Source organism: Halomarina pelagica (genome assembly GCF_024228315.1).
Taxonomy (GTDB): domain Archaea; phylum Halobacteriota; class Halobacteria; order Halobacteriales; family Haloarculaceae; genus Halomarina; species Halomarina pelagica.
Genome location: NZ_CP100454.1, coordinates 1,048,734 through 1,075,522, shown reverse-complemented (window position 1 = coordinate 1,075,522; position 26,789 = coordinate 1,048,734). Strand labels below are relative to the sequence as shown.

Sequence of the window (26,789 nt, the reverse complement as noted above, 5' to 3'; positions counted from 1 at the left end):
CCCCAGAGGCAACCTCGGCGGGAGAGTGAACCAGCCAGTGATCGACGCCGACGACGGCGACGTGCCGTATACCGAGTTCGAAATAGAATACCGAATTGTGAACCGACTCAGTCGTCCGCCGGGGCGGGGCTGCTGTCGTTCAGGCTGACGCCGGTTCCGGGGCCGAAGTCGATGCCGAGTTCCTCGAGTTTCTCCTCGCTGACCACGCCGTCGACCCAGCCGCGGTGGTCGTAGTACTCCTCTTTCATCTCCTCGAGTTCGCAGTACTGCCCCTCGCTCGCGCCCTGACCGGGGATGCCTCCTTCACCCTCCAGGAAGCGCGCGGGCAGGGAGTCGTCGTCGGCGTCGAAGCCGTTGAGGTTGTTGTAGTACCGTTCGAGGTTGTAGACGCGCTCGCCGGCCTGCATGAGTTCCTCCTCGCTCACGTCGAGGCCGGTCATGCCGTTGTACTGCAGGACGTACTCCTCGACGCCCTCCGCGAAGGCGTTGAACTTGCAGATGTCGAACGAGTCGCTGATCGCGTGCATGTCCTGGAAGGTGGCGCAGAGTTCGCCCTTGCCGCGCCACTCGTAGGGATCGACCTTCTCGGGGATGCCGAGGATCTCCGCCGCCGGCGTGTACCCGCGCAGGTGACACGCCCCGCGGTTCGAGGTGGCGTACCCGATCCCCATGCCCTTCATGCAGCGCGGGTCGTACGCCGGGATGGTCTGGCCCTTCACGTCGAGGGAGTTCTCCCGCGCGCCGAACTCCTCGGAGAGGTGGTTCGCGCCGCCCGCGAGGTGGTCCGCGAGGTCGCCGTCGCGGTGGCCGATAGCGTCGATGAGGTCGATCATCGCCTCGACGTCGCCCCAGTCGATCCCCTCGCCGAGTTCGTCGAGCTTGCCCTCCTCGGTCATCTCCATCGCCATGGCGAGGATGTTCCCCGCCTCGATGGTGTCCATCCCGAGGTCGTTACACTGGTCGATCATGACCGCGATCCGGTCGCGGTCGTCGTGCCCGGAGTTCGGGCCGAGCGCGTACGCCGACTCGTACTCGTAGGACTCCATCCGGACGTTCATGTCCTCGCCCTTGTGGCTGGTGGAGACCTCGACTTCCTTCTTGCAGGCGACCGGACAGGAGTGACAGGTCGGCTCGTCCACGAGGATGTTCTCGCGGACGTTCTCCCCGGAGACGTGTTCGGCGTCGATCTCGACGCCCTCGGCCTCCTCGTAGCTGTGCGTCGAGGTGTACTTCGCGTTCTTCACCGGGAGGCCGTCCATCTCCTCGGTGACGTTCATGAGGACGTTGGTGCCGTAGAGCGAGAGGCCGCCCTCGTTGGGCGCGGTGACCTCCGACTCCTGGATGACCTGCATGGCCTGCTGGTGGCCCGTACGGAAGGTCTCCGGGTCCGCCGGCTTCGGCATCTTCGTCGTGGACTTCACCACGACCGCCTTCAGGTTCTTCGAGCCCATCACGCAGCCCGTGCCGCCGCGTCCCGAGGCGCGGTCGTCCTCGTTTACGATGCAGGCGTATCGCACCAGGTTCTCGCCGCCCGGACCGATGGCCATGATCGAGAGGTTCTTGCCGTAGGACCCCTCGACCTCCTCCTCGATCTGATCGCGGGTCTCGTGGACGCCCTTGCCCCACAGATGAGACGCGTCGCGGAGTTCGACCTCGCCGTCCTCGACGACGGCGTAGACGGGCTCTTCGGCCTGCCCCTCGAACAGCAGGCCGTCGAAGCCGGCCCACTTCAGGCGCGCACCGGACCAACCCCCGTGGTGGGAGTCCGTCACGGTGCCGGTGAGCGGTGATTTCGTGCAGACGGCGATGCGCCCGCTCATCACCACCTGCGTCCCCGTGAGGGGACCGTTCGTGAACGCGAGCAGGTTCTCCGGCCCGAGCGGGTCCACGTCCGGCCCCTGGTCGAAGACGTACTTCACGCCGAGGCCGCGCGCCCCGATGAAGTTCTTCGCGTCCTCCTCGTCTATGCTCTCGTAGTTCACGTCGCCCGACGAGAGGTCGACGCGCGCTACGTGGTCTTGGAAGCCGCCGAGTTCAGTCATGGTAATATCTGACAGTTACAGTAGGCCCCCGACGGTGTTAGAACTTCACACCTCGGCGAAACCAGAATCAGTTACCCCTCGCGGAAACGCGCACGCATTCGAACATGTTCCGGCGCGCGCGCTCTCGGACGCTCGAACGTCGGCGAGGCGGAACGAGGTAGCCGGAGCCGGGTCGGATCGGCGTCGGCGGGGGACGAGAGAGGACGGTCGAAGGACAGTAACCCCCATCGATTGCGTTCCGAGTCACCGGGGGAATCGACTCGCCGGCGGACCGCTCCGCCGCCGAAATCGCGACACGTGGACGCCACACCGAACGTCCGTGACTGGCCGTCGGGGACGTGGCGAACGGCGTTCCGCCCCTCGACGGTGCGTTCCGACCTACTTATCGGACGACGGGCGTACCTCCATCCATGTCCCCCCGACTTCCGCTCGCGTCCGCGCGCGCCCGGTACGCGCTCGTCGTCCTCTGGGCGGGGTACGTCCTCGCCGCGAGCACGGTCGATCCGCCCGCGGGCGGGCTTCCGCCCGGCGGTCCCCTCGGTCTCGTCGGGTTCGACAAGTGGCTCCACGCGCTCACCTACGCGGCGATGGCCCTCCTGGTCGCCTACGCGCTCGTGGCGCGGACCCCCCGCTCGCTCGCGCTCGCCGGCGCGCTCGCCGTCGCCTACGGCGCGGGGATCGAGGTGGTGCAGGCGTTCCTCCCGCTGCGCGCGTTCGACACCGCGGACGCGCTCGCCAACGCCGTCGGGGCGGCGATCGGAGCGGTCGCGTGGAGCGCGCTGACGCGGATCGCCCCGCTCCCCGCCGACCGCGGAGGTTTTACGGGCGCGTCGGATAGCGAGGGGTGATGAGTACACCGAACCCCGAGGTCTACGAGCGGGGTCGCGGGATGGACGCGCACAACGCGGTGATGCGCGAGATCCGGTCGCGCAACCGGCGCACGTACGACCCGCGCGAGCCGACCCGCGTCTGGCTCGACGAGGACAACACGCCGAGCGGGGTCTACCGGTCGCTCACGATCATCCTCAACACGGGCGGCTGCCGCTGGGCGCGCGCCGGGGGCTGTACGATGTGCGGCTACGTCGCGGAGTCCGTCGAGGGCGGCACCGTCGCCCACGAGGACCTGATGGCGCAGGTCGAGGCCTGCCTGGACCACGAACGGGAGAACGCCGACGAGCCGTCGGAACTCGTCAAGATCTACACCTCCGGGTCGTTCCTCGACGAGCGCGAGGTGCCCGCCGAGACGCGAGCCGCCGTCGCCGAGACGTTCGCCGACCGCGAGCGGATCGTCCTCGAGTCCCTGCCCGACTTCGTCGACCGCGAGAGGCTGCGCGACTTCACCGAACGCGGCCTGGACACCGACGTCGCCATCGGCCTCGAGACCGCCACCGACCGCGTCCGCCACGACTGCGTGAACAAGTACTTCGACTTCGCCGACTTCGAGGCGGCCTGCGCCGAGGCGGTGGCCGCGAGCGAGTCCGACGCCGGTTTCGAGTCCGCGTCCGAGGATCATCCCGAGGCCGCGAGCGCGGGCGTGAAGGCGTACCTCCTGATGAAACCGCCCTTCCTCACGGAACGCGAGGCCATCGAGGACATGACGCGCTCGATCCGGCGCTGCGCCGCGGTCGACGGCTGTCACACCGTCTCCATGAACCCGACGAACGTCCAGCGCTACACCATGGTCGAGGAGCTGTATCACGCCGGCGGGTACCGCCCGCCGTGGCTCTGGTCGGTCGCGGAGGTCCTCCGGGAGACCGCGGACGTGGACGGGATCGTCGTCTCCGACCCCGTCGGCCACGGGAGCGACCGCGGCCCGCACAACTGCGGGGAGTGCGACGACCGCGTTCAGACCGCCGTCAAGGACTTCGACCTCCGGCAGGACCCGTCCGTCTTCGAGCAGGTGTCCTGCGAGTGCCGGACGACCTGGGAGGCCGTCCTCGACCGCGAGCGGAGCTACGGCGCGCCGCTCGTGCGGTGACGCTGCGCACGCCACTCGATACCACGACTCGTGAGAGGGACGCACAGTTAAGTCGGTTCCTCGGAACAGCCTAGACGGATGGACGAGCGCGACGCGGACGACGAGTTCGTTCGACTGCTTCGGCGTCGAAGGGCGTTCCTCGAGCGCCTCAGTGGGGGTCCGCGCCGGAAGCGAGCCCTCGTCGAGGGGCTCGACTGTTCGCGTTCGACGGTGGACCGGGCGCTGCGCGAACTCGAACTCGAGGGGCTGGTCGAGCGGACCGACGGCGGGTACACCGCCTCGCTCGCGGGGCGGCTCGCCGTCGAGGAGTACCGCGACGTCGTCGAGACGATCGGCGCGATCGTCGACTCGGTCGACCTGCTCCGGTCGCTGCCCGACGACTGCGGCGTTCGACCCGACGTGCTCGTCGGCGTCGAGCGCGCGCCGACCGACGACCTCACGCCGTACGAACTGCCGCCGATGCTCCGCGAGTGCGTCTCGTCGGCGAGTCGCCTGACCGCCGTCGTCCCGGTCGTGGCGGACCCGCGCCTGCTGGGGCTGTTCCAGGAGCGCGTGGCGGACGGCTCGATCGCGCTCGACCTCGTCGTGGGTCCCGACCTCCACGAGACGCTGTGTCGCCGGTTCCCCGACACGCTCCGCGAACTGGCCGACGGCGGCGCGAGCGTCGCCCGCGGCGAGCGGACGCCGCCCTGTACCCTCCTCGTCGCGGAGCGACGGGACTGGACCCGCGCGGCCGTCTGCGTCACCTACGACGGCGGCGCGCGAAGCGGCGTCTACCGCACCGACGCCGACGCCGCCCTCGACTGGGCGACGGGCTACGTCGAGCGCGTCCGCGGGGCGGCGACCGACGTCACGGACGCCGCCAGCTCGCTCGCCCCCGGTACGCGTCGCCTCGCCGCCTCCCCCGGCGACGCGACGCGCGGCGACGAGCGCGAGGACCGCCGCGTCCTCGAACGCGAGGGGTTCGTCGAACTCACCGACGAGTACTTCGCCGCCCGCTCGCCCGCCCCGCCGACGACGAGCTGGCGCACCGGCCTCGACCTCGCGGAGGTGGCGGCGGGGTACGCGGTGAACCGGACGTACGTCCGCGACGGCGAGCGGCGCTCCCTCGCGGACGACCTGCTCGACGACCTGCGGGCGGGCGGCGACCGCGCGCTCGTCGGCCCGCCGGGCTCGGGCAAGAGCACCGTCTGCAAGACGGTCGCGCACCGCTGGTTCGAGGCGGGTCACGGCCCGGTCCTCTACCGCAAGCGCGGCACCGGTGAGGCGTTCGCCTCGGTCGGCGCGCTCCGCACGTACCTGGACGGGACCGACGGCCACGCGCTCGTGGTCGTCGAGGACGCCCTCCGCGAGGAGGCGGTCGCCGTCTTCGGCGCGCTGGCCGAGTACCGCGACGACCCCTCGGTGTCGCTCCTCGTGGACGCGCGCGAGCGGGAGTGGGAGGACCCCTCCGCCCTCCCGCCGGACGCGCGCGTCGCCGACTACCGGAGCGAGGCGGTCGAGCGCGTCCGCATCCCCGGTCTCACCGCCACCGAGTGCGAGCGGTTCGTCCGGCACTTCGAGGCGACGACGGGGCGGCGCGTCGACCTCGCGGTAGACGACCTGCTCGACGGCCTCGACGGGGGCGACGACGGGGACCCCGCCGACCTGCTCGTCGTGCTCCACCGCCTCGCGCTGTCGGTCGACCCGCTCGCCTCCTACGGGAGCGCGACGCCGACGACGCTCACCGAGGACGTCGGCCGGACGTACGACCGCCTCCGCGATGCGGGCGACCGCGCGCTCGACGTCGGCACGCTCGTCAACCTCCTCAACGCCGCGGACGTGGGCGTCTCTCCCGACCTCGTCCACGCGCTCGCGGCGGACGACGATCACGACGCCGTCGCCGACGCGCTCGACCTGCTGGACGGACGGGTCATCTTCGGGCGCGTCGACGACGGGGGAGACGCGCCGTACCGCTCGGTCCACGAATCGTGGTCGGCGCTGTTCCTCCGCCACCTGACCGAGCAGGAGGGAGAGCACGCCGCGGAACGCCGGTTCGGTCGCGTCGTGACCGCCCTGCTGTCGCTCGCCGACGACGAGACGCGCCGGGCGCGCATCGAGTGGGAGTTCCACGGCGCGGCACCCGCGATCAGGGGGATCTCCGCCGATCCGGGCGAGTGGGCGGACGCGACCGTCGAGCGGGTGTTCGCACTCGGCCTCTCGCGGCCGGGACTCGCGCCGCTGTACGGGTCGAGCGCCTACTCGCGCATCGACCTCCCGGCGGCGTGCTCGCCCGAACTGGCGGTGCGCTGCACGCAGTGGCGGGGGGAGATGTCGCTGCGCGCCGGCCGCCTCGACGCCGCCGAGCGCGAGTTCGAGTACCTCGCCTCGCTCGCCGACGGCGCGGACGACGCCGAGGCGGCGATCCTCCACGCCCGCAGCCTGAAGTTTCGCGGGACCGTCGCGCTCCGGCGCAGCGAGTTCGACGACGCCGAGTCGTTCTACGAGCGGAGCCTGGCCGCCTACCGCGCGGCGGGCGACGAGCAGGGCGAGGCCGACGTGACAAACAACCTCGGCATCGTCGCGTGGTCGCGCGGCGACCTCGACGTGGCCGAGGCGTACCTCCGGGACTGCCTGGAGCGCTACCGCGCAATGGACGACCGCCGCGCGGAGGCGGACGCGCAGTTCAACCTCGCCACCATCCTCGACTCGCTGGGCGACCTCGCGTCCGCCGTCGACCACTACCGGTCCTGCCTCGATCACTACCGCGCCGCCGGCGACCGACGGACGGAGGCGGACACGCTGAACAACCTGGGGAACCTCTGGCGGACGCGCGGCGACCTCGACGCCTCGGAACGCTCCCTCACGCAGGCGCTCGACACGTACCGCGACATCGGCGACCGACTCGGGGAGGCCAACTGCCTGCACAACCTGGGCCACGTCGCCCAGCTCCGCGGCGAGTTCGACGCGAGCGTCGAGTACCACGAGCGCGGGCTAGACGCCTACCGCGACGTCGGCGACACGCAGGGGATCGCCCACTGCCTGAACAAACTCGGCGACGTGGACCGGCGGCGCGGCGACCTCTCGTCCGCCGAGTCGCGCTACCGGCGGAGTCTGGAACACCGCCGCGACATCGGCGACGGCATCGGCGAGGCCCAGAGCCTCGTCAACCTCGGCCGGGTCGCCCACCGCCGGGGGGACGACGAAGCCGCGACCGAGTACGCCGAGCGCGGCCTCGCGCGCTACCGCGAGAGCGGCGAGGTCCGCGGCGAGGCGGAGGCCCTCCGCCTGCTGGGTCGGCTCGCCCGCGAGCGCGGCGCGTTCGAGACCGCCCGCGAGCGCCTCCGGGCGAGCCTCGCGCGGTGTCGCGACGGCGGCCACCGGTACGGCGAGGCCCGGACGCTCGTCGAACTGGGACTGCTCGCTGCCGCCCGCGGCGAGCACGAGGTCGCCCGCGAGCGCCACGAGGCGGCCCTCGCCGCGTTCACCGCCATCGGCGCGGTTCCGGACGTCGTCGATACCCACCTCCACCTCGCCGACGCACTCGCCGAACTCGGCGACGCGCCAGAGGCGCTCGCCCAGTGCGAGGAGGCGATCACGCTGGCCGAGCGCAACGGCCTCGACGCGTCGGAGGCGATCGCCGAACGCGAGGCGATCGCGCCGTGCGTCCGCGAGGAGGGGTGAACGCCGCCGGTGTTGTTATCGACAACAACAGTTAACACGGTATGGCCCATAGCGACAGACGATGGCGGAGGACGGCGCGGCGACGTTGTTGATCAAGCGCCGTGAAGACTTCGGCGAGACGTTCGCCGACGTTCGCGTGTGGTCCGTCCCTGCGTCTACGCGGTACCCTGACGGGGTGAAATACGGGATGCAGTACGGTTACAGGGACGCCGAGGCTGCCGAGGTCGCAAACGACGACGGCACGGTTATCCGGTACGATAACTTTCCCGATCATCCCGGCGCACCGCACCACCACAAACACCAGCCCGATGGGACGGTCGATCCGGTCGAGTTCACCGGCGTCCGACCGCTCTATCGGCGCTTCAAGCGAGAGGTGACCGACGACTATGACGAACCATGGGACTAACTCCGACACAGATGCCACCGACACCGACCGCTCCGACGGTGACCGCGTGATGTACATCCGCTACCGCGAGGGTGACGAGGAGGGGCTACTCGACGCACTCGAGGCCGTCGACCGCGGCGAGACACCCGACCCGCACTTCGAGTGCGTCTATCGCGACGCCGAAGACGTCCACCGCGTCACTCGGCCGAAGACGCTCGAATTGCTACGGGTGCTCGTCGCCGAACGACCGGACAGCATCCGCGAGACGGCCCGGCTGGTCGACCGCGACGTCCGACAGGTCCATCGCAACCTCGAAGAACTCGAAGCGCTCGGTCTGCTCGACTTCGAGCAAGTGGGCCGGTCGAAGCGCCCGACCGTCTGGTACGACCGAATCGAGGTCGACCTGCCGCTGAACCGTCCCGAGCGGCAGCCAGCGCGCGATCGGGCGGGTGTATAGTCCCGACACGAGCCGCTCACCGCACTACGATAGTGTTGTCCGAGGGATAGAACAGACACTGATAACGTGACCTCGCGAATCATCACCGCAGGATTGTTCTTACTGATCGGTATCGGCTCCGCGACGCGTCGGAGGCGGTCGCCGAACGCGAGGCGATCGCGCCGTGCGTCCGCGAGGGGGGGTGACCGATCCGGCGACGAGGACGCCGAGACTGCCGACGCCGCGGACGACGACGGTCCGGGTATCAGAGACGACGTCTCCGATCGCCCCGGCGCACCGCACTACCGCAGACACCTGCCCGACGGACGGTCGATCCGGTCGAGTTCGCCGGCGGCCGGCCGCCCGTCAGCGCTTCGAGCGAACGGTGACCGACGACTGCGGCGATCGAGCGGGCGCGTAGTCCGCCACGCGGCCCGATTTACGTCACCACGATAGAATTATTGATGGATGGAACGAACGTCGACGGCGTTACCGCCAGAATAGTCGTCGCGGGGTCGTTCTTGCCCATCGCGGTCGGCCTCGCGAGCGTCGTCAGCGTCCTGCTGGCCGTCGTCGCCGCGACGGCGGACCCCTCGCGGCTCCGGCGGTGACTGCGACGCGGAGGGTGCGGGCGGCGCAGCGTGATACGGGGAGGGGCGTGCAGGGTGGGGATACGGGGCGTGAGGGATTGAGGGTACGGGGTGGGATCGGAGAGGCCCGACGGACCTACGCGCCGTTCTCGAACCCGCGCAGGATCCCCTGGCCGTCGGTCCCGCCGAGGTCGGGGAGCGTGGCGCGCTCGGGGTGGGGCATCAGCACGGCGACGGTGTCGCGCTCGCCGAGGACGCCCGCGACGTTGCCCCTGGAGCCGTTGGGGTTCGCCGCGTCGGTGACCTCGCCGTCGGCGTCGCAGTAGCGAAACAGGACGCGGTCCTCCTCGACGAGACGGTCGTACGCCGCCTCGTCGATCTCGAAGCGACCCTCGCCGTGGGCGATGGGGATCGAGAGCACCTCGCCCTCGTCGTAGGCGCGGGTCCAGGGCGTGTCGGCGTTCTCGACGCGGAGGCGGACGCGCTCGCACTGGAAGCGCGCGCTGGCGTTGGTGGTGAACGCGCCGGGGGTCAACCCCGCCTCGCAGCCGATCTGCGCGCCGTTGCAGACCCCGAGGACGGGGACGCCCGCCTCGACGCGGGCGCGCACCGCCTCCATCACCGGCGCGCGGGCGGCCATCGCCCCGGCTCGGAGGTAGTCGCCGTAGGAGAAACCGCCGGGCAGGAGGATCCCGTCGGCGTCCTCGGGCAGGCCGTCCTCGTACCAGACGCGCTCGGCGTCGATCCCGAGGTACTCGAGCGCGCGCTCGGCGTCGCGGTCGCAGTTCGACCCGCCGAACTGGAGGATCGAGACCGTCGTCATCGCTCCTCGACGCTGACCTCGTAGTCGTGGATGGTCGGGTTCGCGAGCAGGCGCTCGGCCATCTCCTCGGCGCGGGCGGCGGCCGCGTCCGCGCTCTCGGCGTCGAGGTCGACCTCGTAGCGATCGGTCGACCGGAGCCCCTCCAGTTCGAACCCGAGGCGGGAGAGCGCGCGCTTCGTCGTCTCGGCCTCCGGGTCGAGGACGCCCCGCTTCAGCCTGACCGTGACGGTCGCCGTGTAGGCGGTCATCGGTCGAATGACCGCGGTCGTGCATCAAAACGCTTGTGTTGTCGCACTGGTGTGCACGAACGTGTCCATCCGTGCCCGCCGCCGAGTTTGCGCGGAACGTCGCGTTTTTCATCGTCCGGGAGCGTTCGGGGGAACATGAGCGAGTCCGCCGGCCGAGCGACGGAGGTACCCCGATGACGAGCGACCTCACGGAGGTCACGGTCATCGGGAGCGACAAGAAGGGCATCATCGCGCGGGTGACGACGCTGCTGTTCGAGCGCGGCGTCAACGTCGAGGACCTGGACCAGGCGGTCCAGGACGGGGTCTTCCGGATGACCCTCCACGTCGACACGAGCGACATGGTCGTCAAACCCGAGACGCTCCGCGAGGCGCTGCACGACCTCGGGGAGGAGCTGGGACAGGAGATCCGCGTGCGTTTCCCGAGCGACCGCGAGACGCGCCGCATCGCCGTGCTCGTCACGAAGGAGTCCCACTGTCTGGAGGCGCTGATCGCGGCCCGCGACGCCGGAGAGATCGACGCCGAACTGAGCGTCGTCGTCGGCAACCACGACGACCTCGCGCCGGTCGCCGAGGCGGCGGACATTCCCTTCTACGACGTCGGCGACGGGGCGGGCGTGCCCGACGAGGAGTGGCTCATCGACGTGCTCGACGAGCACGACGTGGACCTCGTGGTGCTCGCGCGCTACATGCGCATCCTGGGACCGAACGTCGTCTTCCGCTACGAGGGGCGCATCATCAACGTCCATCCCTCGCTCCTGCCCGCCTTCCCCGGCGCGGAGGCGTACCGGCAGGCCCGCGAGGAGGGCGTCCGCATCGCGGGCGTCACCGCCCACTACGTCACGACCGACCTCGACCAGGGACCGGTCGTCGCCCAGCGCGCCTTCGACGTCCCCGACGGCGCGACCGTCGAGGAACTCGAAGCCCGCGGACAGCCCCTCGAAGCCGAGGCGCTGGTCGAGGCCGTGAAGCTCCACCTCGACGGGGCGCTCGCCGTCTACCACGGTCGCACCCACCTCCGCGAGGAGGCCGACGGGGACTACCAGCTCGGCCTCCCCGAGGAGGCGCAGGCGGCCAACCCCGAGACGCCGGTGGACGCGAACAAGCGCGACCGGGAGGGCGAGGGGGCGACCGCCGGCGTCGAGGCCGGATCGGACGACGACTGAGTCGCGACGGGGTGAGAACCGCTACAGCTCCCGCGCCGCCTCGACCGCCTCGGAAAGCGGCGGCGCGTCGAACAGGTCGCGCCCGAGGTAGGCGTTCGCGCCGGCGCGGTAGAGGTCGCTCGCCGCACGGAGGACGCCCTCGGGGAGCGGTTCGGGGTCGCGCGCACAGAGCGTCCGCCAGTCGGCGACGTCCCGGGCCTCCGCCTCCTCCTTCGCGCGGGCCACCGCCTCGACCCACTCGGGTTGCTCCCGTTTGTGATACTGGCGGACGACCTCCTTCGAGACCTGCTGGCCGTCGTAGGAGAAGCGGTTCTCGTCGAACGTACCGACCACGTCGGCGACGCGCACCTCGCCGTCGAAGTAGAGACACTCGATCTTGCCGTCCTCGTGGGTCAGCCCCGCCGCCGCGGCGCGCTCGGTCACGAGCGCGTTCACCTCCCGCGCGATCGATTCGAGGTCGGCGACGCTCGCCCGCCCGGCGATGCGGTCGGCCTCCTCCCGGGAGAGGTAGCGGTCCGACTCCTCGTACTTCGTCGAGAACTCCACGACCGGCTCGGGGAGGGCCACCGGCTCGTCGGGCCACGCCTCGCGGTCGAGGCCGAAGTCCGCCGGGTCGCCCCGCGAGCGGAGGCTAGAGCCGACGGGGACCGTGTTGCGGAAGACGATCTCCAGCGGGATCAGGTAGTTCCCGCCCGCCGCGGCGTGGAAGGCGTCGTAGTCGTAGTCCCGGCCCTCGTGAGGGAGGGCCGGGACCTGCGTGAGGTCGATCGCCATCTCGCGGGGCGGTCGCGCGGCCTCCTCGAGCGGGACGACCTCACCCTCGACCACCACGCCCCGGTAGTGCGTGGGGAGCCCGTCTTCCTCCAGCAGTTCGAAGTTGGCCGCGCCCATCGCGCAGAGCGCCGCGCCCTTGCCCGGGATCTCGTCGGGCATCTTCCCCCAGTCGAACACGGAGTAGTCGTCGGTGAACCGGAACGCGCCGCGGCCGAGCCGCTCCGGGGTCGCCGCCTCCTCCACCCGGAACTCCTTGACGCTCGTCATCAGGTGGGGGTCCCGACGGGCGGTACAAAGCGGTTTCCATGCCGACCCGCCCCGACCGCAGATTTTGAGCATTTTCGTGTATATCTCTATCGCCGGTCGGTTCGGTATCATCGAAAACGTGCATCGAACACCGACGACCGGCGGCGAGACCGAGAGACTGGAATCGGACAGAGGGGCGTTCGGGGGTCAGACCGTCGGTTCAACGTTCTAGTGCGTCCGGACTTTGGGACGAAACTCACGAGAATGTAAGAGCGGCAGGGAGGTTGCACTCCAACTTTCGCTCCACGGACAGAGTCACAGTAAATAAGGTGACGTTTGCCCTATTTTGTGTCGGTAGACGGTACACATCGCATCTTACGAGACGTCGCCATGTCTGCAGTCAAGGGGAAGGCGGACCACACCGGTATTTACAGTGACCGGTATTGACTCCAGTCTCGATGTGAAGTGAGCATTTAGTACCTATTCAAAACCCCATCAATAAGCAAAAATATCATATAGATAGTTATACCATGTCTCGTTATATGAGTACAATCCGGTTCGCTCGGTTGAGCTTCGAGCGAAAACTCTCGCATTACGTCGATCAGCGGGATGCCATTGAGCGCCGGAGGGCAGCTCTCCGCGAGGTAATCGACTTTTCGACCAACGTCAATGCGCTCCTGCAGGGTACAGACATGGCGGAGAAGACCAACAAGGGCACATGGTACTTTGGCGATGTGCAGGAGGGCGAGGACTACATCGCTGCACGTCTCGGCAAGCAGACAGAGGAAACCGGTCGGGAGCCCGACGAAGATATCAGGGGGTTCCGACAAGTCAGGCGTGACGACACGGTCGTCTCGTTCTTCGTCATTGATCTCAGAAGCTCCGTGATGGCCTTCCAATTCCGGCGAGATATTGGGAGGAAGGCACCGTTCCGCATACTGCGGGCCGCATTCAACTCCTACTACAACAGGGAAGAGGAAATCTCCGCCTCGCCGTTGGTGGACAAAGAGGAGGTACGCGAGGAGATCGCTAAACTAAAAAAGATCACCCGTGTCCGATTTTCCAGCCTCACCCCCCCGAACCCTGATAGTACAAACAGTTCGAGGCCGATGCATGAGTTCCTCGCCGACAGCGGTATCGACCGGCTCCTATTTGATGGCGAGAGTGATGGTGACGAGGACGAGGGTATTAACCTTGAGGGCGACGCCCTCCTCGACGGCGGCCTGAATCTTGCGGAGGAAGGATACGGATCGGCGACTATCGAGGGCGAGGACGAGCTGGGAGAGGAGAAGCGGGTAACGACGGACGAGAAGCCAATAGAATCCGAAGTCGATATGGCCGACGATGATGAGTTCAACAGGCGGACCTTGCTGGCCGAGGTTCGCGATGCGTTAGACAAGTTGGAAGATTGATATGATGAATGAACAAGAAGGCGACCTGTACGAACCAAGCCTCATCAAGCGCCTCATCAAACTGGGGCCACAGCGGCTTGTCCTGAGTTGGGACACGCTAGCCGGTGTAGTCGCATTCTTTGCGGTCTTCATCGTGATGGACGGCAGTGTTGCCGAGTCAGAGGCCATCGGTATCCTCTCGTCATTCGCCACGGTCTCGGCGACGCTATTCGCAATCGTCCTCACCGGGCTCACGATCATTACGTCGTTCACCGACCGGCTCTTCCTCTACGCTTGGCAGGACATTGGCGAGTTCGAGAATGTCCTCACGATCTTCCAGTACAACCTCGTCCTCCCCATAGCCGTCTTGTTATTCACGCTGACGCTACAGGTGGTTTACCACCCGTTCGCGATGATATGCCTCATCGCGCTCTTCGTCTATATGTTGTTTGCGCTCTTCGACTTAGTAGGCCTTATTAGCAGCTACGCACTCCAACGCGGTGAGTTCGTTAAGCAGTTCGTGGAGAAATCACTTGAACAGGACGAAGGTAGGAAGAGAAACCCTGTCGAACGGTTGAGCGACGAGGAGCTACTACGGGTGCGGCAACAGCTCAATGAGTTGGAGAAGCAGAAAAAGCGGGACCAATAATCATCAGTTTTACGAAACAAGCAAAAAGTTGGGAGGACGAGGAAAACGAGCGCCTTTACGCTGACTGTAGTCAGCGTCATCACTAGCGCATCACCCGCCGGCAAATGGCGTAGATGGGGCCCTCCGCCACAATGACGATGGTAGGTACTGCGAACGTGACTACTCATCCGGGGGATTCAGATCACGACATGGCTTGGGGCAGTCGCTGGCGTGACCGCCACCGATTTCGTATCGACAGTGATAGCACGTGAGAATCCCGGTCTCATCCACATAGGGATCGAGCATATCGGCATCCATCGGCGGATCATCTGTTCAGTTTCGCGGTTTGAATTGTCGGTGTAGACGAGTCCAAATCTCCACTCCATCTCTTACTCCGTGATTCGTTTCTCGGTATACACCATCCGGACATACTCATCGTAGGATACCGGTTCGCTTTTTCGCCAACGTCAGAGTTCAACCCGGACGTATACCTGTGGTCGTCGTTTCACCAATTCCGGACTCGCTCAATGTTACAGGCAAGACGGTTAGGGGGAGGACTTGGCATCAGTCCATGATCCCCCGAATACATAGATTGCCTCCACGAACATTCCATACAAGATGGTTTTTGTAGTCTCAACTGCATCTCGACATTAATGACCGAGGAAGAAGGCGAATCGGCGTGGCACGAGGTTCTCTATGCAAGACTTGAGGCTTCGGGGCGGTCAGATGAGTCAGTTATCAGCTTCATCGAAGAGGAAATCCCTGATGAAGGAATGATTCTAGACTTCAAACAAGATCTCTACATCTCGGCTGACCCACCTTACCACGACAAGAAACGGCAGGCGACGCTGATGAAGCACTTCTCGGCACTTGCGAACGTCCGCACTCCGGCCCGATTCCGGTACCTCTTCGTTGGTTTCGATGACGACGGTCAGTTCACCGGGATGCAGCATCGGGAGCCGATGGGCGGCGACCAAATCCTCAACGTAGACGACGCACACCTCCGGGACGTGTTTGCCGATAAGGTGTCTCCCTCTCCAAACTTTGAGGTCTTCGAATTGGAGAGAGATGGGGACCGTGGTGGGGTCATCGTCATCCGACAAGGCGAACAGGTTCCCCTCGTCATAGAGAAGACCCTCCGCAAGAACGACGGGTCGGCGTTCATCTACGAAGGGCAGGCGTACATCCGAGACGGATCACGAACAACTCGGATGGACAGCGACGACTTCGCCGGCATGATGCGCTACCGCGAAGAGCTGATTACTGGGAAGATCCAGGAACTGACACAAGGCCTCTCGCAGGTTGTCGGTATCCCGGACGACCAACTCGCTAATCTCGACCTAAACGTCACCCAGTCCGACGACGGTGTCCCGGTCAGAGAACTTGTAACGATGGATGCGCCGAAATCCATCGACGAGGAGCTGAAGACAGCCGTGAAGGGGTCTAAAGGCTCTGGTGGTTTCGAGTACCAGCGTCGCGGATTGTACGAGTTCCTCGCTCAGCGGGATAGCATCGACCTCGATAATGAGGGAGAGCAAAAGATCGAGTTCCTCGTCCGTGCTAGCCTCCGGAATTATATGCACGGGACATACTGGCTTACGCACTACGAACGAAACATTGACGAATTACTTGAGAGGGTCATCGCCGAGGATGTCGACGGCACAACTATATGTCCGTTGGAGCGCATCCTACTCATTCTCGGTAAGCGTTCCTACTTGCAGGAGATCAACGACACATACGGTAGCAAGTACTACAGTTCGGAGGCAAGCAGGTTCGAGGAGAAATGCAACCAGGCGATCCATCATCGAGTCGCCGAGTACGTAGGCGACACCGTGAAGATCAGCAACACCTCGTACTCGGTGCGTAAGTTGGTCTACGGGACCGGAGACGAAGACCCCGAGGAACTGATTGCGAATGTGGTTGACGAACTTCTCAACGAGGACGATCCGACCGGCCGCACACGCCTCCGAGAGATGGAATTGATTTACCTCGCGGCCAACGACTGACGGCTTTCGCCATGAACAGAAGCCAACCTGGGGCGTATCAACTGCCGAGCGTCCGCCAGCCAACACCCCCATGTAATCGTTATCACTATATCTATAATTGAGATATTAACCATCATAGAGGTACATCGCACAATCCCCGTCAAACTCGGCGTGGTTGGCACCGACGCTAACCATCTCCACGGAAGTATCTCCGAGTTTCTGTGGGCCATTAACAGCGTCACAGACCATGTATGGCAATCGGTTTTCTGTTCAAGTACGTCAAATACAAAGTGGCCAATATCTCGGTTGAACAGGTGAATTCTGTCTACACCCCAACGATGTTCCAAGCGCGGAACGACGCTTCATGAGAATCGTCAAGTATAGAAACATTACTGTCGCCAAAATTACAGTTTCGAAGTTCACTTGGACAACAACGTAGCGAAGAACATCGGTCTGAAGTATCTCCGTTCGACGTAAACGTTGTTAGGTAGAGACACGGCTGTGAACGTACGCCTGGATCGAGGGACATTGAACATGAAGGACAAGTACCAGTCTGCTACCGGCGGCCAGAACGTGAGTATACGTGAAAGCCCCCACAATGAGGCAAACGGCGATAGTGCGAAACGTCGTTCCGCGAACCATTCAAGTGGACCTTCAACCCGCGAGAAGAAGCCATGAACAAGTAGAGTGGAGTAGTTTATAGCGTCGGCTCGACGTTCTGGTTCGTCCGGAACAGGTTGTCCGGGTCGTACTCGTTCTTGATCTCGACCAGCCGGTCGTAGTTCGCCCCGTAGGCGACGTGCTCCTCGCCCGTGCGCTCGCTGATGAAGTTCACGTACGCCCCGCCGGTCGCGTGGGGGGCCAGCGCGCCGTGGAGGTCGCGCGCCCAGGCGATGCACTCGTCGTCCATCGCCGGATCGGTCCAGCGCGTGTGGACGTTCGTCGCGAACGCCGCGTCGCGGTGGGGGTACGCCGTCGCGTCGGCGGGGACGTCGTTCACGGCACCGCCCAGTTGGCCGACGAACACCTCCGACTCGACGGCGGGCATCGTCTCCGCGTACTCGACGAAGACGTCGAGCATCCCGTCGGTGAGGTCGGTGAAGTTGTGCGACTTCCAGTAGTTGCGCGCGCCCTCCGTGAGCAGCGGATCGAACGCCCGCTGCCACTCGACGAACGGCTGAGGGGCGACGACGTCGGCGATGGGGTCGCCGAGGTCGCGGAGCGGCCGGACGAGTCGTTCGCCCTCGTCCGGGTCGCCGGCGTAGCACGCCGCGAAGACCAGTATCTTGCTCCCGTGGACCTCCTCGGGAAGGAACGGGAGGGGCGGCGCGTGTCGCAGTACGAACCAGACCGTGAGTTCCCTGGGCGAGTCCGCGACGAACTCGCGGTAGGCCCGGAGGAGTTCGGGGGCGTCAGCGAGGGGATGGACGACCAGGCCCGCGAGCACCGCCGGCCCGACCGGATGGAGGTCGAACTCGAATGAGGTGACGACGCCGAAGTTGCCCCCGCCGCCGCGGATGCCCCAGAAGAGGTCGGGGTTCTCGCGCTCGCTCGCACGGCGCAGTTCCCCGTCGGCCGTCACCACGTCGACCGAGCGCAGGTTGTCGACCGTCAGTCCGTCCCTCCGCGAGAGCCAGCCGAAGCCGCCGCCCAGCGTGAGCCCGGCGACCCCCGTGGTGGAGTTGATGCCCGTCGGCACCGCCAGGCCGAACGCCTGGGTCTCCCGGTCGAGCATCCCGAGCGTGGTCCCCGGTTCGACGCGCGCCGTCCGCGCCTCCGGGTCCACTCTGACCGACCGCATCCCCGAGAGGTCGATCACCAGGCCGTCGTCGCAGACGGCGTTGCCGGCGATGTTGTGCCCCGCGCCCTTGATCGCGACGAGCAGGTCCTGCTCGCGCGCGAAGGTCACCGCGTCGATCACGTCGGCCACGCCCGCGCACTGCGCGACGAGCGCCGGACGCCGGTCGATCATCCCGTTCCAGACGGCCCGCGCCTCGTCGTACCCCGGGTCGTCCGGGCGAAGCACCAGCCCCCGGAACCCGTCTCTGAACGCCGCCACCGCCGTCTCGTCGGGGAGGCTCTCGGCAGCCATGGTCGACCGGCCGGGAGGCGTCACGAGAACATAATGGTTCCTCACGGGATGTGGTACTCCCTCGTTCCAGCACCGTCGATACCACGAGGTCGTCACCCACAGCCATTATAGCGATCGGCGCGCACCTACCGCCAATGAACCGCCTCCCGACGAACGTCCCGCGCGGTCGCTTCGACTTCGAGCACCTGCCGGAGACGGACCAGTCGTTCGAGAACGCGCTGGCGAAGGCGCGCTCGGGCGAGCGGCTGACCGTCGCCGACGGGGTCGAACTGCTCACGACCGGCACCGAGTTCGAGGGGATCGACCCCGCGCGGAAGGAGCGGGTGCTCGAGGCCGCGGACCGCCGCCGCGCCGAGGTCGTCGGCGAGGAGGTGACGTTCGTCGTCAACCTCAACAACAACGTCACCACCGCCTGCAACACGGGCTGTCTGTTCTGCAACTTCAAGGACCCGGCGGGCGAGTTCGAACGGGGTAACGAGACCAGGGGCTTCTCCAAGACGCCCGGGGAGTCCCGCCGCATCGTGCGGGACGCCGTCGCCCGCGGCGTCTACGAGGTGACGTCCGTCTCGGGGCTCCACCCGGCGCTCGCGCTGAACGACGAGCACCTGGAGATCCTCGCGGCGAACGGCGGCCCGAACTACAAGCCGGCGAGCGCCTACCGGGTCGATCCCGGGACCTACGTCGAGCAGATCGAGGCGATGAACGTCGACGGCGTCCACGTCCACTCGATGACGCCGGAGGAGGCCGCCCACGCGCGCCGGGGCACCGACTGGTCCTACGAGTCGGTCTACCGCGAGCTGATGGACGTCGGCCTGGCGTCCGTTCCGGGGACGGCCGCGGAGATCCTCGTCGACGAGGTTCGCGACGTCATCTGCCCCCAGAAGATCGACTCCGCGGAGTGGGAGGCGGCGATGGAGGCCGCCGCCTCGGTGGGTCTGGACGTGACCGCGACGATCATGTACGGCCACGTCGAGAACGAGATGCACCGCGTCGTGCACCTCGATCGGGTTCGCGACCTGCAGGAGCGCACCGGCGCGATCACCGAGTTCGTCCCGCTCTCGTTCGTCCACCGGAACACGCCGCTCGCGGAGAAGGGGATGGTGACGGACGGCGCGACCCGCGAGGAGGACGAACTGATGATCGCGGTCTCGCGGCTCTACCTCGACAACGTCGAGAACGTCCAGTCATCGTGGGTGAAGTACGGCGACGCGTTCGGGCTGAAACTCCTCTCCTGCGGCGCGAACGACTTCATGGGGACGATCCTCTCGGAGGAGATCACGAAGCGCGCGGGCGGCGAGTACGGCGAGTTCCGCTCCGTGCGCGACTACGTGGAGATGATCACGGCCATCGGCCGGATTCCCGTCGAGCGCTCGACCGACTACCGCGAGCGGCGGGTCGTCGATCCCGACGGGGGACCGCTCGGCCCGATGCTCGGCCCGAAGGCCGACGGGACGCCGCTCACGGCGGGTCGGCCCGCGCCCGCGGACGACTGACCTAGTCGCCCGCCACCGCCCGGCCGTCGAGCACCGCCCGGTACCGCGCGCCCGCCTCGTCGTCGTCCGCGATCGCCGCCTCGATCCGCGGCGAGAGCCACTCCGGGACGAACCGCCCGTAGACGGGGAGGCGCTCCCGGAGGGGGACGCCCCCCGCCTCGGCGATCGACTCGAGTTCCCGGAGGGCGGGCCAGGCGTACTCGGGGTTGACGTAGTCGTCGGTGACCGGCGACACCCCGCCGAGGTCGTCGATCCCGCAGTCGAGCAGGTCGCGGACGGGCGCGAGGTTCGGCGGAACCTGCACGCTGACCTCCTCGGGAAGCGCGACGCGGGCCATCGCGACGACGCGGCGGAGCGCGTCGAGGGCGGGCGTGTCGCCGCGCCAGCGCTCGTTCCGGACGACGGGCTGGACGATGATCTCCTGTACGTGGCCGTAGCGCTCGTGCATCGCGCGGATCGCGAGCAGCGACTCGGCGCGGTCGCGCCACGTCTCGCCGATGCCGACCAGGATACCCGTGGTGAACGGCACCCCGAGTTCGCCCGCGACGCGGATGGTGTTGAGCCGCTGGCCGGGGGACTTCCCCCGCGGGCCGGCGTGGGCACGCACCTCGGCGGTGGTCTCGAGCATGACGCCCATGCTCGCGTTCACGTCCGCGACGAGTTCCATCTCCTCGCGCGTCTGGTCGCCGGGGTTCGAGTGCGGGAGGAGCCCCTCCTCCAGGGCGATCTCGCACGCCTCGCGGAGGTAGGAGTGGATCGACTCGTGACCCCACGCCGCCAGCTGGTCGTGTATCTCTTCGTACCGGTCGTCGGGGTCGTCGCCGAACGTGAAGAGGGCCTCCGTACAGCCCGCGTCCGCGCCCGTCCGGCAGACCTCCCGGACCTCCTCGGGGCTCATGAGCGAGGCACGCCCCGGCGGATCGTAGTAGGTGCAGTAGGTGCAGGTGTACCGGCAGGCGGTGGTGAGCGGGAGGAAGACGTTCCGCGCGAACGAGAGTTCGGGGGCGGGGTCGACGTCGTCGGACGTCGCGGAGCGCAGGCGCTCCACTGCGTCGTCGTCGACGGTGAGGTCGATGCCGTACTCGTCCGCGTCGGGGATCACGGCCGGACCTCGGCCGCAGACGGCAAAAAGCCTGTCACTCGCCCTCGCGGCGCACGCCGACGCGCCCACCGTTCACGGCGAGCGTGAACCCGCGGTCGCGGAGCCACTCGCTCGCGGCCCCCTCGCCGTGCAGGAGCACCTCCACGAGGTCCGCGGGTTCGTCCACGTCCGTGCCGAGCCGGTAGGAGTCGACCGTCGCGGCCCGTGCGCCGACGGCCTCGCAGGCGGAGCGGTGGTCGCGGTAGGACGCGCCGTGGTAGTCGACGCGGAACTCGGGGTGCCGGGCGAGGAGGGCGTTGGTCCCCCCGCCGCGACCGGGGGCGAGGACCACCTCCCCGTCGGCGTCGAACAGGCGTTCGAGGGCGGCGGGCGTCGCCAGCGCGAGGTCGGCCGCTACGACGGCCACGGGTTCCTTCGCGGCGGCGAGGACGGCGTTCACGGCGTCGGTGAGCGGGCGGGCGTCGACGGCGACGGGGTCGGGGAGTTCGGCGTCGAGGGGCTCGGTGGCGAGGACCTCGGGGGCGTGGTCGGTTCCGCGGACGGCCGCGAGCACGTCGTCGAGCATGGCGCGGCTGAAGGCGACGCGCTCCTCGGCGTCGAGGACGGGCGCGAGGCGGGTCTTCGGATCGCTGACTCGGTACGGGACGACGACGCGCATTCGGGAGGAGCGTCGCGCCGGAGTCAGAAGAGCGGTTCGAGTTCGTCCGCCTCGTCGGCGACGAGGTCCCGGAGGTTGGCGTCGCTCCGCGCGCGGATCTCCTCGATGTTCTCCTGGGCTTCGATGGCGACGCGCTGGAGTTCCTTGACCCGCGGGATCGTCGTCACGCCCGCGAGCAGGACCACCGCGGCGACGAAGTCGGCGTCACGGATGGGGTAGTCCCCGCCGCGGACCTCCATGCTCCCGGTCTGCTCCTCGAGCCACTTCCGGCCGCGCTCGATGCCCTTCCGGTCGAGATAGCGCGCGGGGCCGCTCAGGACGAGCAGGGCGCGCTCTGCGCCCTCGATCTCGCAGGGGAGCGTGAGCCGGCCGAGCGCCGCCTTTCGAACGAGGCTGGTGACGCGGTTCGTCGTCGTCGCGGCGTCGAGGTCGTCGTCCACGCCGTTCCCGCGCAGTCGCGAGAGCAGGCCGGCGTCTCGGCGCTCGATCGTCTCCGAGGCGTAGCCGACGGTGGAGACGCCGCCGCCAGCGAGCGTGTTGATGATCTCGCTCGAATCCACTACGGACTCCGCCACCTCGCCACCGCGCTCGACCTCGCCCGCGCCGAACAGCAGGCCGAAGCGCCTGACGATCTCCTCGTTGATGCCGTCGTACCCCGTCTGGACCGACTCACCGGAGCGCCGCCAGGCGTCGTTGTCGAAGACGAGCAGGTGGTCGCACTCCCGGACGTACGTCTGGAACGAGCGCGCCGCGTTGAGCGTGTAGATGCCCCCCTCGTCCTCGCTCGGGAGGACGCCGAGGGCGTACACGGGTTCGGTGTAGATGCGCTTGAGGTGGCGCGCGAGGACGGGCCCGCCGCCGGAGCCGCTCCCGCCGCCGAGACCCGCGACGATCAGGAAGGCGTCCACCTCGTGGGCGGGAACGTCGTCCATCGCGGCGACGAGTTCGTCGATGTCTTCCTCGGCGACGGCCGAACCGAGTTCGTTGTCGGCCCCGACGCCGTGGCCCTTCACCCGGGACTGCCCGATGAGCACGCGGTTCTCCTCGGGGACGTACTCTAGCCCCATCAGGTCAGCCTTCGCCGTGTTGACCGCCAGCGCCGCCCGGACCACGTCCGAGCCGGTTCGTCGATCGTACTCCAGGAATTTGTCGAGGATCTTCCCCCCGGCCTGCCCGAAGCCCACCATCGCCAGTTTCATATCATCGAAGAGAACCACACAGGAATTATAAGTCTTGCTCCGGAGAATGAATCGGCCTCGTGAACGATCCGGCCGGTTACGCGGCGTCGCGCCCCGTAACGTCCAGGTACTCCGCGAGGGTGGTGAGGTCGGCCTCCCGCACGCCGAAGGCGGTCACGTCGTTGTCCGCGACGGTGTTGTCCACGCGCAGCGAGCGCGCCTGGTCGGGACCCATCGGCCCGCCGACGGCCCCGAGCACGGAGAGGCCGACGTCCGCGAGCGCCATCGGGATCGGGATCGCGGTGAACGAGTGGCCGTCGGCGCGGTGGGCGAGTTCGGCCACCTCCCGCAGCGTGAGCACCTCCGGACCGCCCACCTCGTAGGTCTCCCCGGCGCGCTCGTCGTTCTCGACGGCGTCCGCCAGCATCGGGACGATGTCGCCCACCCAGATCGGCTGGAAGCGCGTCTTGCCCCCGCCGGGCAGCGGCGCGGCCGGGCGCGGCGCGAGCTTCTTCGTGAACGGGACGAACTCGCCGCCGTCGCCGAAGACGACCGAGGGGCGGAAGATCACGTAGTCGAGCCCCGAGCCGCGGACGACCTCCTCCGCCCGCCCCTTCGCCCGCAGGTACGCCGTCTCCGCCTCCGGATCGGCGTCGAGCGCGCTCACGTGTACGAGCCGGGGGACGTCGTGCGCCCGCATCGCCTCGACCACGTTCTCCGCGCCGCCGAGGTGGACCTCGAAGTGCCTGTCGTTCCCCCCGTCGGGCCGGAACAGCGGCGAGAGCGCGACGAGGTAGACGACCGCGTCCCGCCCCTCGAAGGCCCCCTCGATCGAGTCGTAGTCGGTGACGTCGCCGGCGTACGTCTCGACCCCCGCGGGGAGGTCGGGATCGTCGGGCGAGCGCGAGAGCGTGGTGACGTCGTGGCCGCGTTCCGCGAGTTCGCGACAGAGCGCCGTCCCGATGAAGCCGGTTCCGCCGATGACGAGAACGTCCATACCCTACGTGTCGTCCCGCGAGAACGTAAAGCTACGTGCGCGACGCCGGCGTCGAGTCCGGTAACTCAAGACCCCTCGACGGGAACTCGGGGTATGCTCATCACGCTGGAGGGGATCGACGGCTCCGGCAAGACGACCGCGTGGGAGGCCTTACACGACACCTACCCGGACGCGGTGTTCACCCGCGAGCCGACGACCTCGTGGTACGGGGAGGCCGTCCGCCGCTCGCTGGCCGACGACGACGCGGACCCCCTCGCCGACCTGTTCCTCTTCACGGCCGACCACGCCGATCACCTCTCTCGCGTCGTCCGGCCGGCGCTCGACGCGGGGAAGCTCGTCGTCTCGGACCGCTACTCCGACTCGCGCTACGCTTACCAGGGCGCGGCGCTCTCGGGCGTCGTCGATCGGCCCGTCGAGTACGTCCGCGGGATCCACGTGCCGTTCACCCGGCCACCCGACGCGACGATCTACCTCGACGTGGACCCGCAGGTCGGCGCGGAGCGGGCGGGGACGAACGACAAGTTCGAACGAGCGGGCTACCTCGCCGCGGTGCGGGAGAACTACGAGCGGCTCATCGGGTACGAGCCGGAGCGGTTCGTCCGCGTCGACGGCGAGCGGTCGCCCGAGGCGGTCGTAGAGAGCGTCGAGGCGGCCGTCGAGCGGCTCCTCGACTCGGCGGGAGATGGCGTCCGGGAGAACTAGCGCGGACTAGCGGGGACCGATCGTCCGCGGCGTGCGGGCGTTGTCGGCGGTGAACGCCGCGGCCCCGAGCACCGTCGTCAGCGCGACGGCGACGGCGGCGTCGGGGGGCGTGATCGCTCCGAAGCCGACGGCGACGTTCCACAGCACGCCGGAGAGGAGAAACGACAGGAGCGTCACCTCCACGATCTCGAGGAAATGCGTTCGAATCATCGAATATCTACCGTCTAGAACCAGGCCACGGCCGAACTTGTGTCGTTCGAATCGGCCGTCACTGTGCATTCGTCCACCACGGTGTTCGGTAGCGAGGGCCGACGAAGAGCGGGACGGGTCGCCGGTCGTCGGAGGCGGGAGTGCGCGCGACGCGCGGCCGTCACCGTCGCGGGCTGTTCTCCCGGGCGTACTTGGCCGGGAGTTCGACCTCGTCGGGGGCCGGCATCCAGAAGTAGTCGAAGGCGGTCCCCAGCGCGAGCGGGAGGACGACGGCGACGCCGAGGACGGCGTTGGCCGAGCCGAGGTCGAACCCGAAGCCGAGGATCCCGCTGAGAAAGAGCGTCAGGAGGACCAGGACGACCGGGGTGATGAGGAGCGTGAAGACGACGGGACCCCACTGCGTGTCGAGTCGGACGCGGAAGAAGCGCGTCGCGAGGGCGGCGACTGCCGTGTTCACCCCCAGGACGAGCAGCAGGCCGACCACGTCGATGACAGAGACCATACCTCGTCTAGGGAGGGCAACCCCTTTGTGGTGTCGCTCCGCGACGCGAGCCCCCGCAACGACTTTCCTGACCACCCGCTACACGGCGTGCATGCACCGGGCCATCGGCGAGCGCGGGCGTTCCGCCACGCGGTTCGACGAGCGTCCCGACCTCCCCGAGTGGCGCACCGCGGACCCGATCGAGCGATCGTCACTCGACGAACGCGCCGAGTCGCCCCTGGATGATCTGTATCAGGACGGCGGCGAACGCCGTGTCGGCGCTCCAGATCGCCATCTCCTCGGGCGCGCTCGTCCCGCCCGTCCCGCCGACGCTGAGCAGGATCGCCCGCCCGTCGACGATGAGCAGGCGACCGCCCTGTCCCTCCCACTCCCGCAGGTCGGGCACGTGGGCGGTGGTGACCGACTCGTCGAACCGATCGAGCACGTCCCGCGAGGCGCTGACGGCGGAGACGGCGACGCCCCGGTCGGCCGCCTCGGCGAACGCCCCGACGAGTCGCTCGTCCACGAACGAGGGATCGCCGGTCGCGAGGAGCACGGACGACCGCGCCTCCGCGACGAGTCGCTCGATGCGCGTCGAGACGGTGTCGAACCCCTCGACCGTCCAGACGCCGTCGCGTTCCTCGGTCGGTTCGACCTCCTCGCGGACGCGGTCGAGGTGGTCGAACGCCGTGTCGAGGTCGCGCTCGAATCGACCGCGCAGCTGGGCGCGCGCCTCCTCGAGGTCGACCGCGCGGTACTGGATCGGCGAGGACTGACGGCTCGCGACCAGGCCGCGCCCTTCGAGGCGGTCGGCAGCGCCGTACACCTGCGAGCGCGGGACGTCCACGACGCGAGCGACGTCGCTCGCCGAACCGACGCCGAGCGAGACGAGCGCGATGAACACCTTCGCCTCGTACGTGGAGAGGCCGAGGCGCTCCAACGCCTCGACGGCCGCCTGCTGGTCCATGACCATCACACATGCCCCGTCGGCTTATCCTCCACGGTGCGCCGTTCGGGCGGCGTCGGTCAAACGGCGTCGGTCGGGGCGTACCGGTCCGCCGTCCGTCCCGCCTCCGCGGCGTAGCGCTCGCGCGTCTCCGGGTCGTCGATCCGCGCGGTGTCGTCGAGCGCCACCTCGAGGGCGGCGCGCGTCTCGCGGTGGTCGCCGGTGAAACTCGTCAGCGCGCGCTCCTTGCGGAACTCGCGCGACCCGTCCGGCGTCGCGTAGGTGAGGATGATAAGGTTCTGCTCGTCGTCGGAGTAGGTCCGCTCGACCAGCCACACCCGGACGGCGTCCCCGTCGTTTCCCCCGTTTCGTCCGTCCCCCTCGTTTCTATCGCCTTCCTCGCACTCGTCGCCCTCGTCGCCCCCGCCGTCCGCCTCGTTCTCGCCCACGTCTGCGACCATGCCGATCCGTACCCCCGCGCGGTCCCTGAACCTGTCGCCGGTCGTCACCGTTCGCCGCCGGCCGGCAGGACCCACCGGGATGGGTAAGGTTATTGTAGCGGCTTCACATACACGCAC

Annotated in this window: 25 protein-coding genes; 12 read left to right on the top strand and 13 right to left on the bottom strand. The window is 67.8% G+C overall.

The window, feature by feature from the left end; translation table 11 throughout:
- Positions 1-107 precede the first annotated feature (107 nt).
- Positions 108-2,042, bottom strand: a complete 1,935-nt coding sequence (locus tag NKI68_RS05685; RefSeq protein ID WP_254545739.1) for an aldehyde ferredoxin oxidoreductase family protein — start codon at positions 2,040-2,042, stop codon at positions 108-110.
- Positions 2,043-2,452: 410 nt separating this feature from the next.
- Between NKI68_RS05685 and NKI68_RS05680 the strand changes: the two genes are divergently transcribed.
- The 6 genes from NKI68_RS05680 (at position 2,453) to NKI68_RS05655 (ending at position 9,115) form a co-directional block, all read left to right on the top strand.
- The gene (locus NKI68_RS05680; protein ID WP_254545738.1) at positions 2,453-2,890 is read left to right on the top strand and encodes a VanZ family protein; all 438 of its coding nucleotides are present in this window, start codon (positions 2,453-2,455) and stop codon (positions 2,888-2,890) included.
- On the top strand, positions 2,890-4,020 hold the full coding sequence (locus NKI68_RS05675; RefSeq protein ID WP_254545737.1) for an archaeosine biosynthesis radical SAM protein RaSEA: 1,131 nt from the start codon (positions 2,890-2,892) through the stop codon (positions 4,018-4,020). Before NKI68_RS05680 ends, NKI68_RS05675 begins: the two co-directional genes overlap by 1 nt.
- Before the next feature lie 78 nt (positions 4,021-4,098).
- Positions 4,099-7,683 carry a tetratricopeptide repeat protein gene (locus tag NKI68_RS05670; protein ID WP_254545736.1) on the top strand — a complete coding sequence of 1,195 codons (3,585 nt, stop codon included), beginning with the start codon at positions 4,099-4,101 and terminating at the stop codon, positions 7,681-7,683.
- 61 nt (positions 7,684-7,744) lie between these two features.
- On the top strand, positions 7,745-8,089 hold the full coding sequence (locus tag NKI68_RS05665; RefSeq protein WP_254545735.1) for a toxin-antitoxin system TumE family protein: 345 nt from the start codon (positions 7,745-7,747) through the stop codon (positions 8,087-8,089).
- Positions 8,070-8,525, top strand: a complete 456-nt coding sequence (locus NKI68_RS05660) for an HVO_A0114 family putative DNA-binding protein (RefSeq protein ID WP_368410932.1) — start codon at positions 8,070-8,072, stop codon at positions 8,523-8,525. The genes NKI68_RS05665 and NKI68_RS05660 overlap by 20 nt, the downstream gene beginning before the upstream one ends.
- Before the next feature lie 443 nt (positions 8,526-8,968).
- Entirely contained in the window at positions 8,969-9,115 is a 147-nt protein-coding gene (locus NKI68_RS05655) for a hypothetical protein (RefSeq protein WP_254545734.1), read from the top strand.
- A 115-nt stretch (positions 9,116-9,230) separates the two neighbouring features.
- Here NKI68_RS05655 and purQ read toward each other — a convergent pair whose 3' ends face one another.
- Entirely contained in the window at positions 9,231-9,917 is a 687-nt protein-coding gene (gene purQ / locus NKI68_RS05650; protein WP_254545733.1) for a phosphoribosylformylglycinamidine synthase I, read from the bottom strand.
- Entirely contained in the window at positions 9,914-10,165 is a 252-nt protein-coding gene (purS, locus tag NKI68_RS05645; protein WP_254545732.1) for a phosphoribosylformylglycinamidine synthase subunit PurS, read from the bottom strand. Before purS ends, purQ begins: the two co-directional genes overlap by 4 nt.
- 173 nt (positions 10,166-10,338) lie before the next feature.
- On the opposite strand from purS, the gene NKI68_RS05640 reads away from it, so the two are divergent.
- On the top strand, positions 10,339-11,328 hold the full coding sequence (locus NKI68_RS05640; protein WP_254545731.1) for a formyltetrahydrofolate deformylase: 990 nt from the start codon (positions 10,339-10,341) through the stop codon (positions 11,326-11,328).
- 21 nt (positions 11,329-11,349) lie between these two features.
- Here the strand turns inward: NKI68_RS05640 and NKI68_RS05635 are convergent, their stop codons facing one another.
- On the bottom strand, positions 11,350-12,369 hold the full coding sequence (locus tag NKI68_RS05635; protein WP_254545730.1) for a phosphoribosylaminoimidazolesuccinocarboxamide synthase: 1,020 nt from the start codon (positions 12,367-12,369) through the stop codon (positions 11,350-11,352).
- 521 nt (positions 12,370-12,890) lie between these two features.
- On the opposite strand from NKI68_RS05635, the gene NKI68_RS05630 reads away from it, so the two are divergent.
- The 3 genes from NKI68_RS05630 to NKI68_RS05620 all read left to right on the top strand — a co-directional run bounded on the left by NKI68_RS05630 (position 12,891) and on the right by NKI68_RS05620 (position 16,373).
- Entirely contained in the window at positions 12,891-13,760 is an 870-nt protein-coding gene (locus NKI68_RS05630; RefSeq protein ID WP_254545729.1) for a DUF4747 family protein, read from the top strand.
- Positions 13,761-13,764: 4 nt separating this feature from the next.
- Entirely contained in the window at positions 13,765-14,388 is a 624-nt protein-coding gene (locus NKI68_RS05625) for a hypothetical protein (protein ID WP_254545728.1), read from the top strand.
- A 632-nt stretch (positions 14,389-15,020) separates the two neighbouring features.
- On the top strand, positions 15,021-16,373 hold the full coding sequence (locus NKI68_RS05620) for an ATP-binding protein (protein ID WP_254545727.1): 1,353 nt from the start codon (positions 15,021-15,023) through the stop codon (positions 16,371-16,373).
- Between the two features lie 676 nt (positions 16,374-17,049).
- Here NKI68_RS05620 and NKI68_RS05615 read toward each other — a convergent pair.
- Positions 17,050-18,444, bottom strand: a complete 1,395-nt coding sequence (locus tag NKI68_RS05615; RefSeq protein WP_254545726.1) for an FAD-binding oxidoreductase — start codon at positions 18,442-18,444, stop codon at positions 17,050-17,052.
- A 134-nt stretch (positions 18,445-18,578) separates the two neighbouring features.
- On the opposite strand from NKI68_RS05615, the gene cofH reads away from it, so the two are divergent.
- Positions 18,579-19,937 carry a 7,8-didemethyl-8-hydroxy-5-deazariboflavin synthase subunit CofH gene (gene cofH, locus NKI68_RS05610; RefSeq protein WP_254545725.1) on the top strand — a complete coding sequence of 453 codons (1,359 nt, stop codon included), beginning with the start codon at positions 18,579-18,581 and terminating at the stop codon, positions 19,935-19,937.
- A gap of 1 nt (position 19,938) precedes the next feature.
- Here the strand turns inward: cofH and cofG are convergent, their stop codons facing one another.
- The 4 genes from cofG to NKI68_RS05590 form a co-directional block, all read right to left on the bottom strand.
- Positions 19,939-21,039, bottom strand: coding sequence for a 7,8-didemethyl-8-hydroxy-5-deazariboflavin synthase subunit CofG (gene cofG, locus NKI68_RS05605; protein WP_254545724.1), 1,101 nt, complete (start codon positions 21,037-21,039; stop codon positions 19,939-19,941).
- A gap of 34 nt (positions 21,040-21,073) precedes the next feature.
- Entirely contained in the window at positions 21,074-21,697 is a 624-nt protein-coding gene (cofC, locus tag NKI68_RS05600; protein WP_254545723.1) for a 2-phospho-L-lactate guanylyltransferase, read from the bottom strand.
- A gap of 23 nt (positions 21,698-21,720) precedes the next feature.
- Positions 21,721-22,896, bottom strand: a complete 1,176-nt coding sequence (locus NKI68_RS05595; RefSeq protein ID WP_254545722.1) for a tubulin/FtsZ family protein — start codon at positions 22,894-22,896, stop codon at positions 21,721-21,723.
- 76 nt (positions 22,897-22,972) lie between these two features.
- On the bottom strand, positions 22,973-23,872 hold the full coding sequence (locus NKI68_RS05590) for a complex I NDUFA9 subunit family protein (RefSeq protein WP_254545721.1): 900 nt from the start codon (positions 23,870-23,872) through the stop codon (positions 22,973-22,975).
- 93 nt (positions 23,873-23,965) lie between these two features.
- On the opposite strand from NKI68_RS05590, the gene tmk reads away from it, so the two are divergent.
- Positions 23,966-24,574 carry a dTMP kinase gene (gene tmk, locus NKI68_RS05585; RefSeq protein ID WP_254545720.1) on the top strand — a complete coding sequence of 203 codons (609 nt, stop codon included), beginning with the start codon at positions 23,966-23,968 and terminating at the stop codon, positions 24,572-24,574.
- 6 nt (positions 24,575-24,580) lie between these two features.
- Here tmk and NKI68_RS05580 read toward each other — a convergent pair whose 3' ends face one another.
- The 4 genes from NKI68_RS05580 to NKI68_RS05565 form a co-directional block, all read right to left on the bottom strand.
- The gene (locus NKI68_RS05580; RefSeq protein ID WP_254545719.1) at positions 24,581-24,784 is read right to left on the bottom strand and encodes a hypothetical protein; all 204 of its coding nucleotides are present in this window, start codon (positions 24,782-24,784) and stop codon (positions 24,581-24,583) included.
- A 160-nt stretch (positions 24,785-24,944) separates the two neighbouring features.
- Positions 24,945-25,286: a DUF7991 family protein gene (locus NKI68_RS05575; RefSeq protein WP_254545718.1), complete on the bottom strand. Its 342-nt coding sequence runs from the start codon at positions 25,284-25,286 to the stop codon at positions 24,945-24,947.
- Positions 25,287-25,476: 190 nt separating this feature from the next.
- Entirely contained in the window at positions 25,477-26,232 is a 756-nt protein-coding gene (locus NKI68_RS05570; RefSeq protein ID WP_254545717.1) for a TrmB family transcriptional regulator, read from the bottom strand.
- Positions 26,233-26,291: 59 nt separating this feature from the next.
- A complete protein-coding gene (locus NKI68_RS05565) occupies positions 26,292-26,549 on the bottom strand; it encodes a DUF7967 family protein (RefSeq protein WP_254546486.1) in 258 nt (85 codons plus the stop codon).
- Between the last annotated feature and the right edge of the window lie 240 nt (positions 26,550-26,789).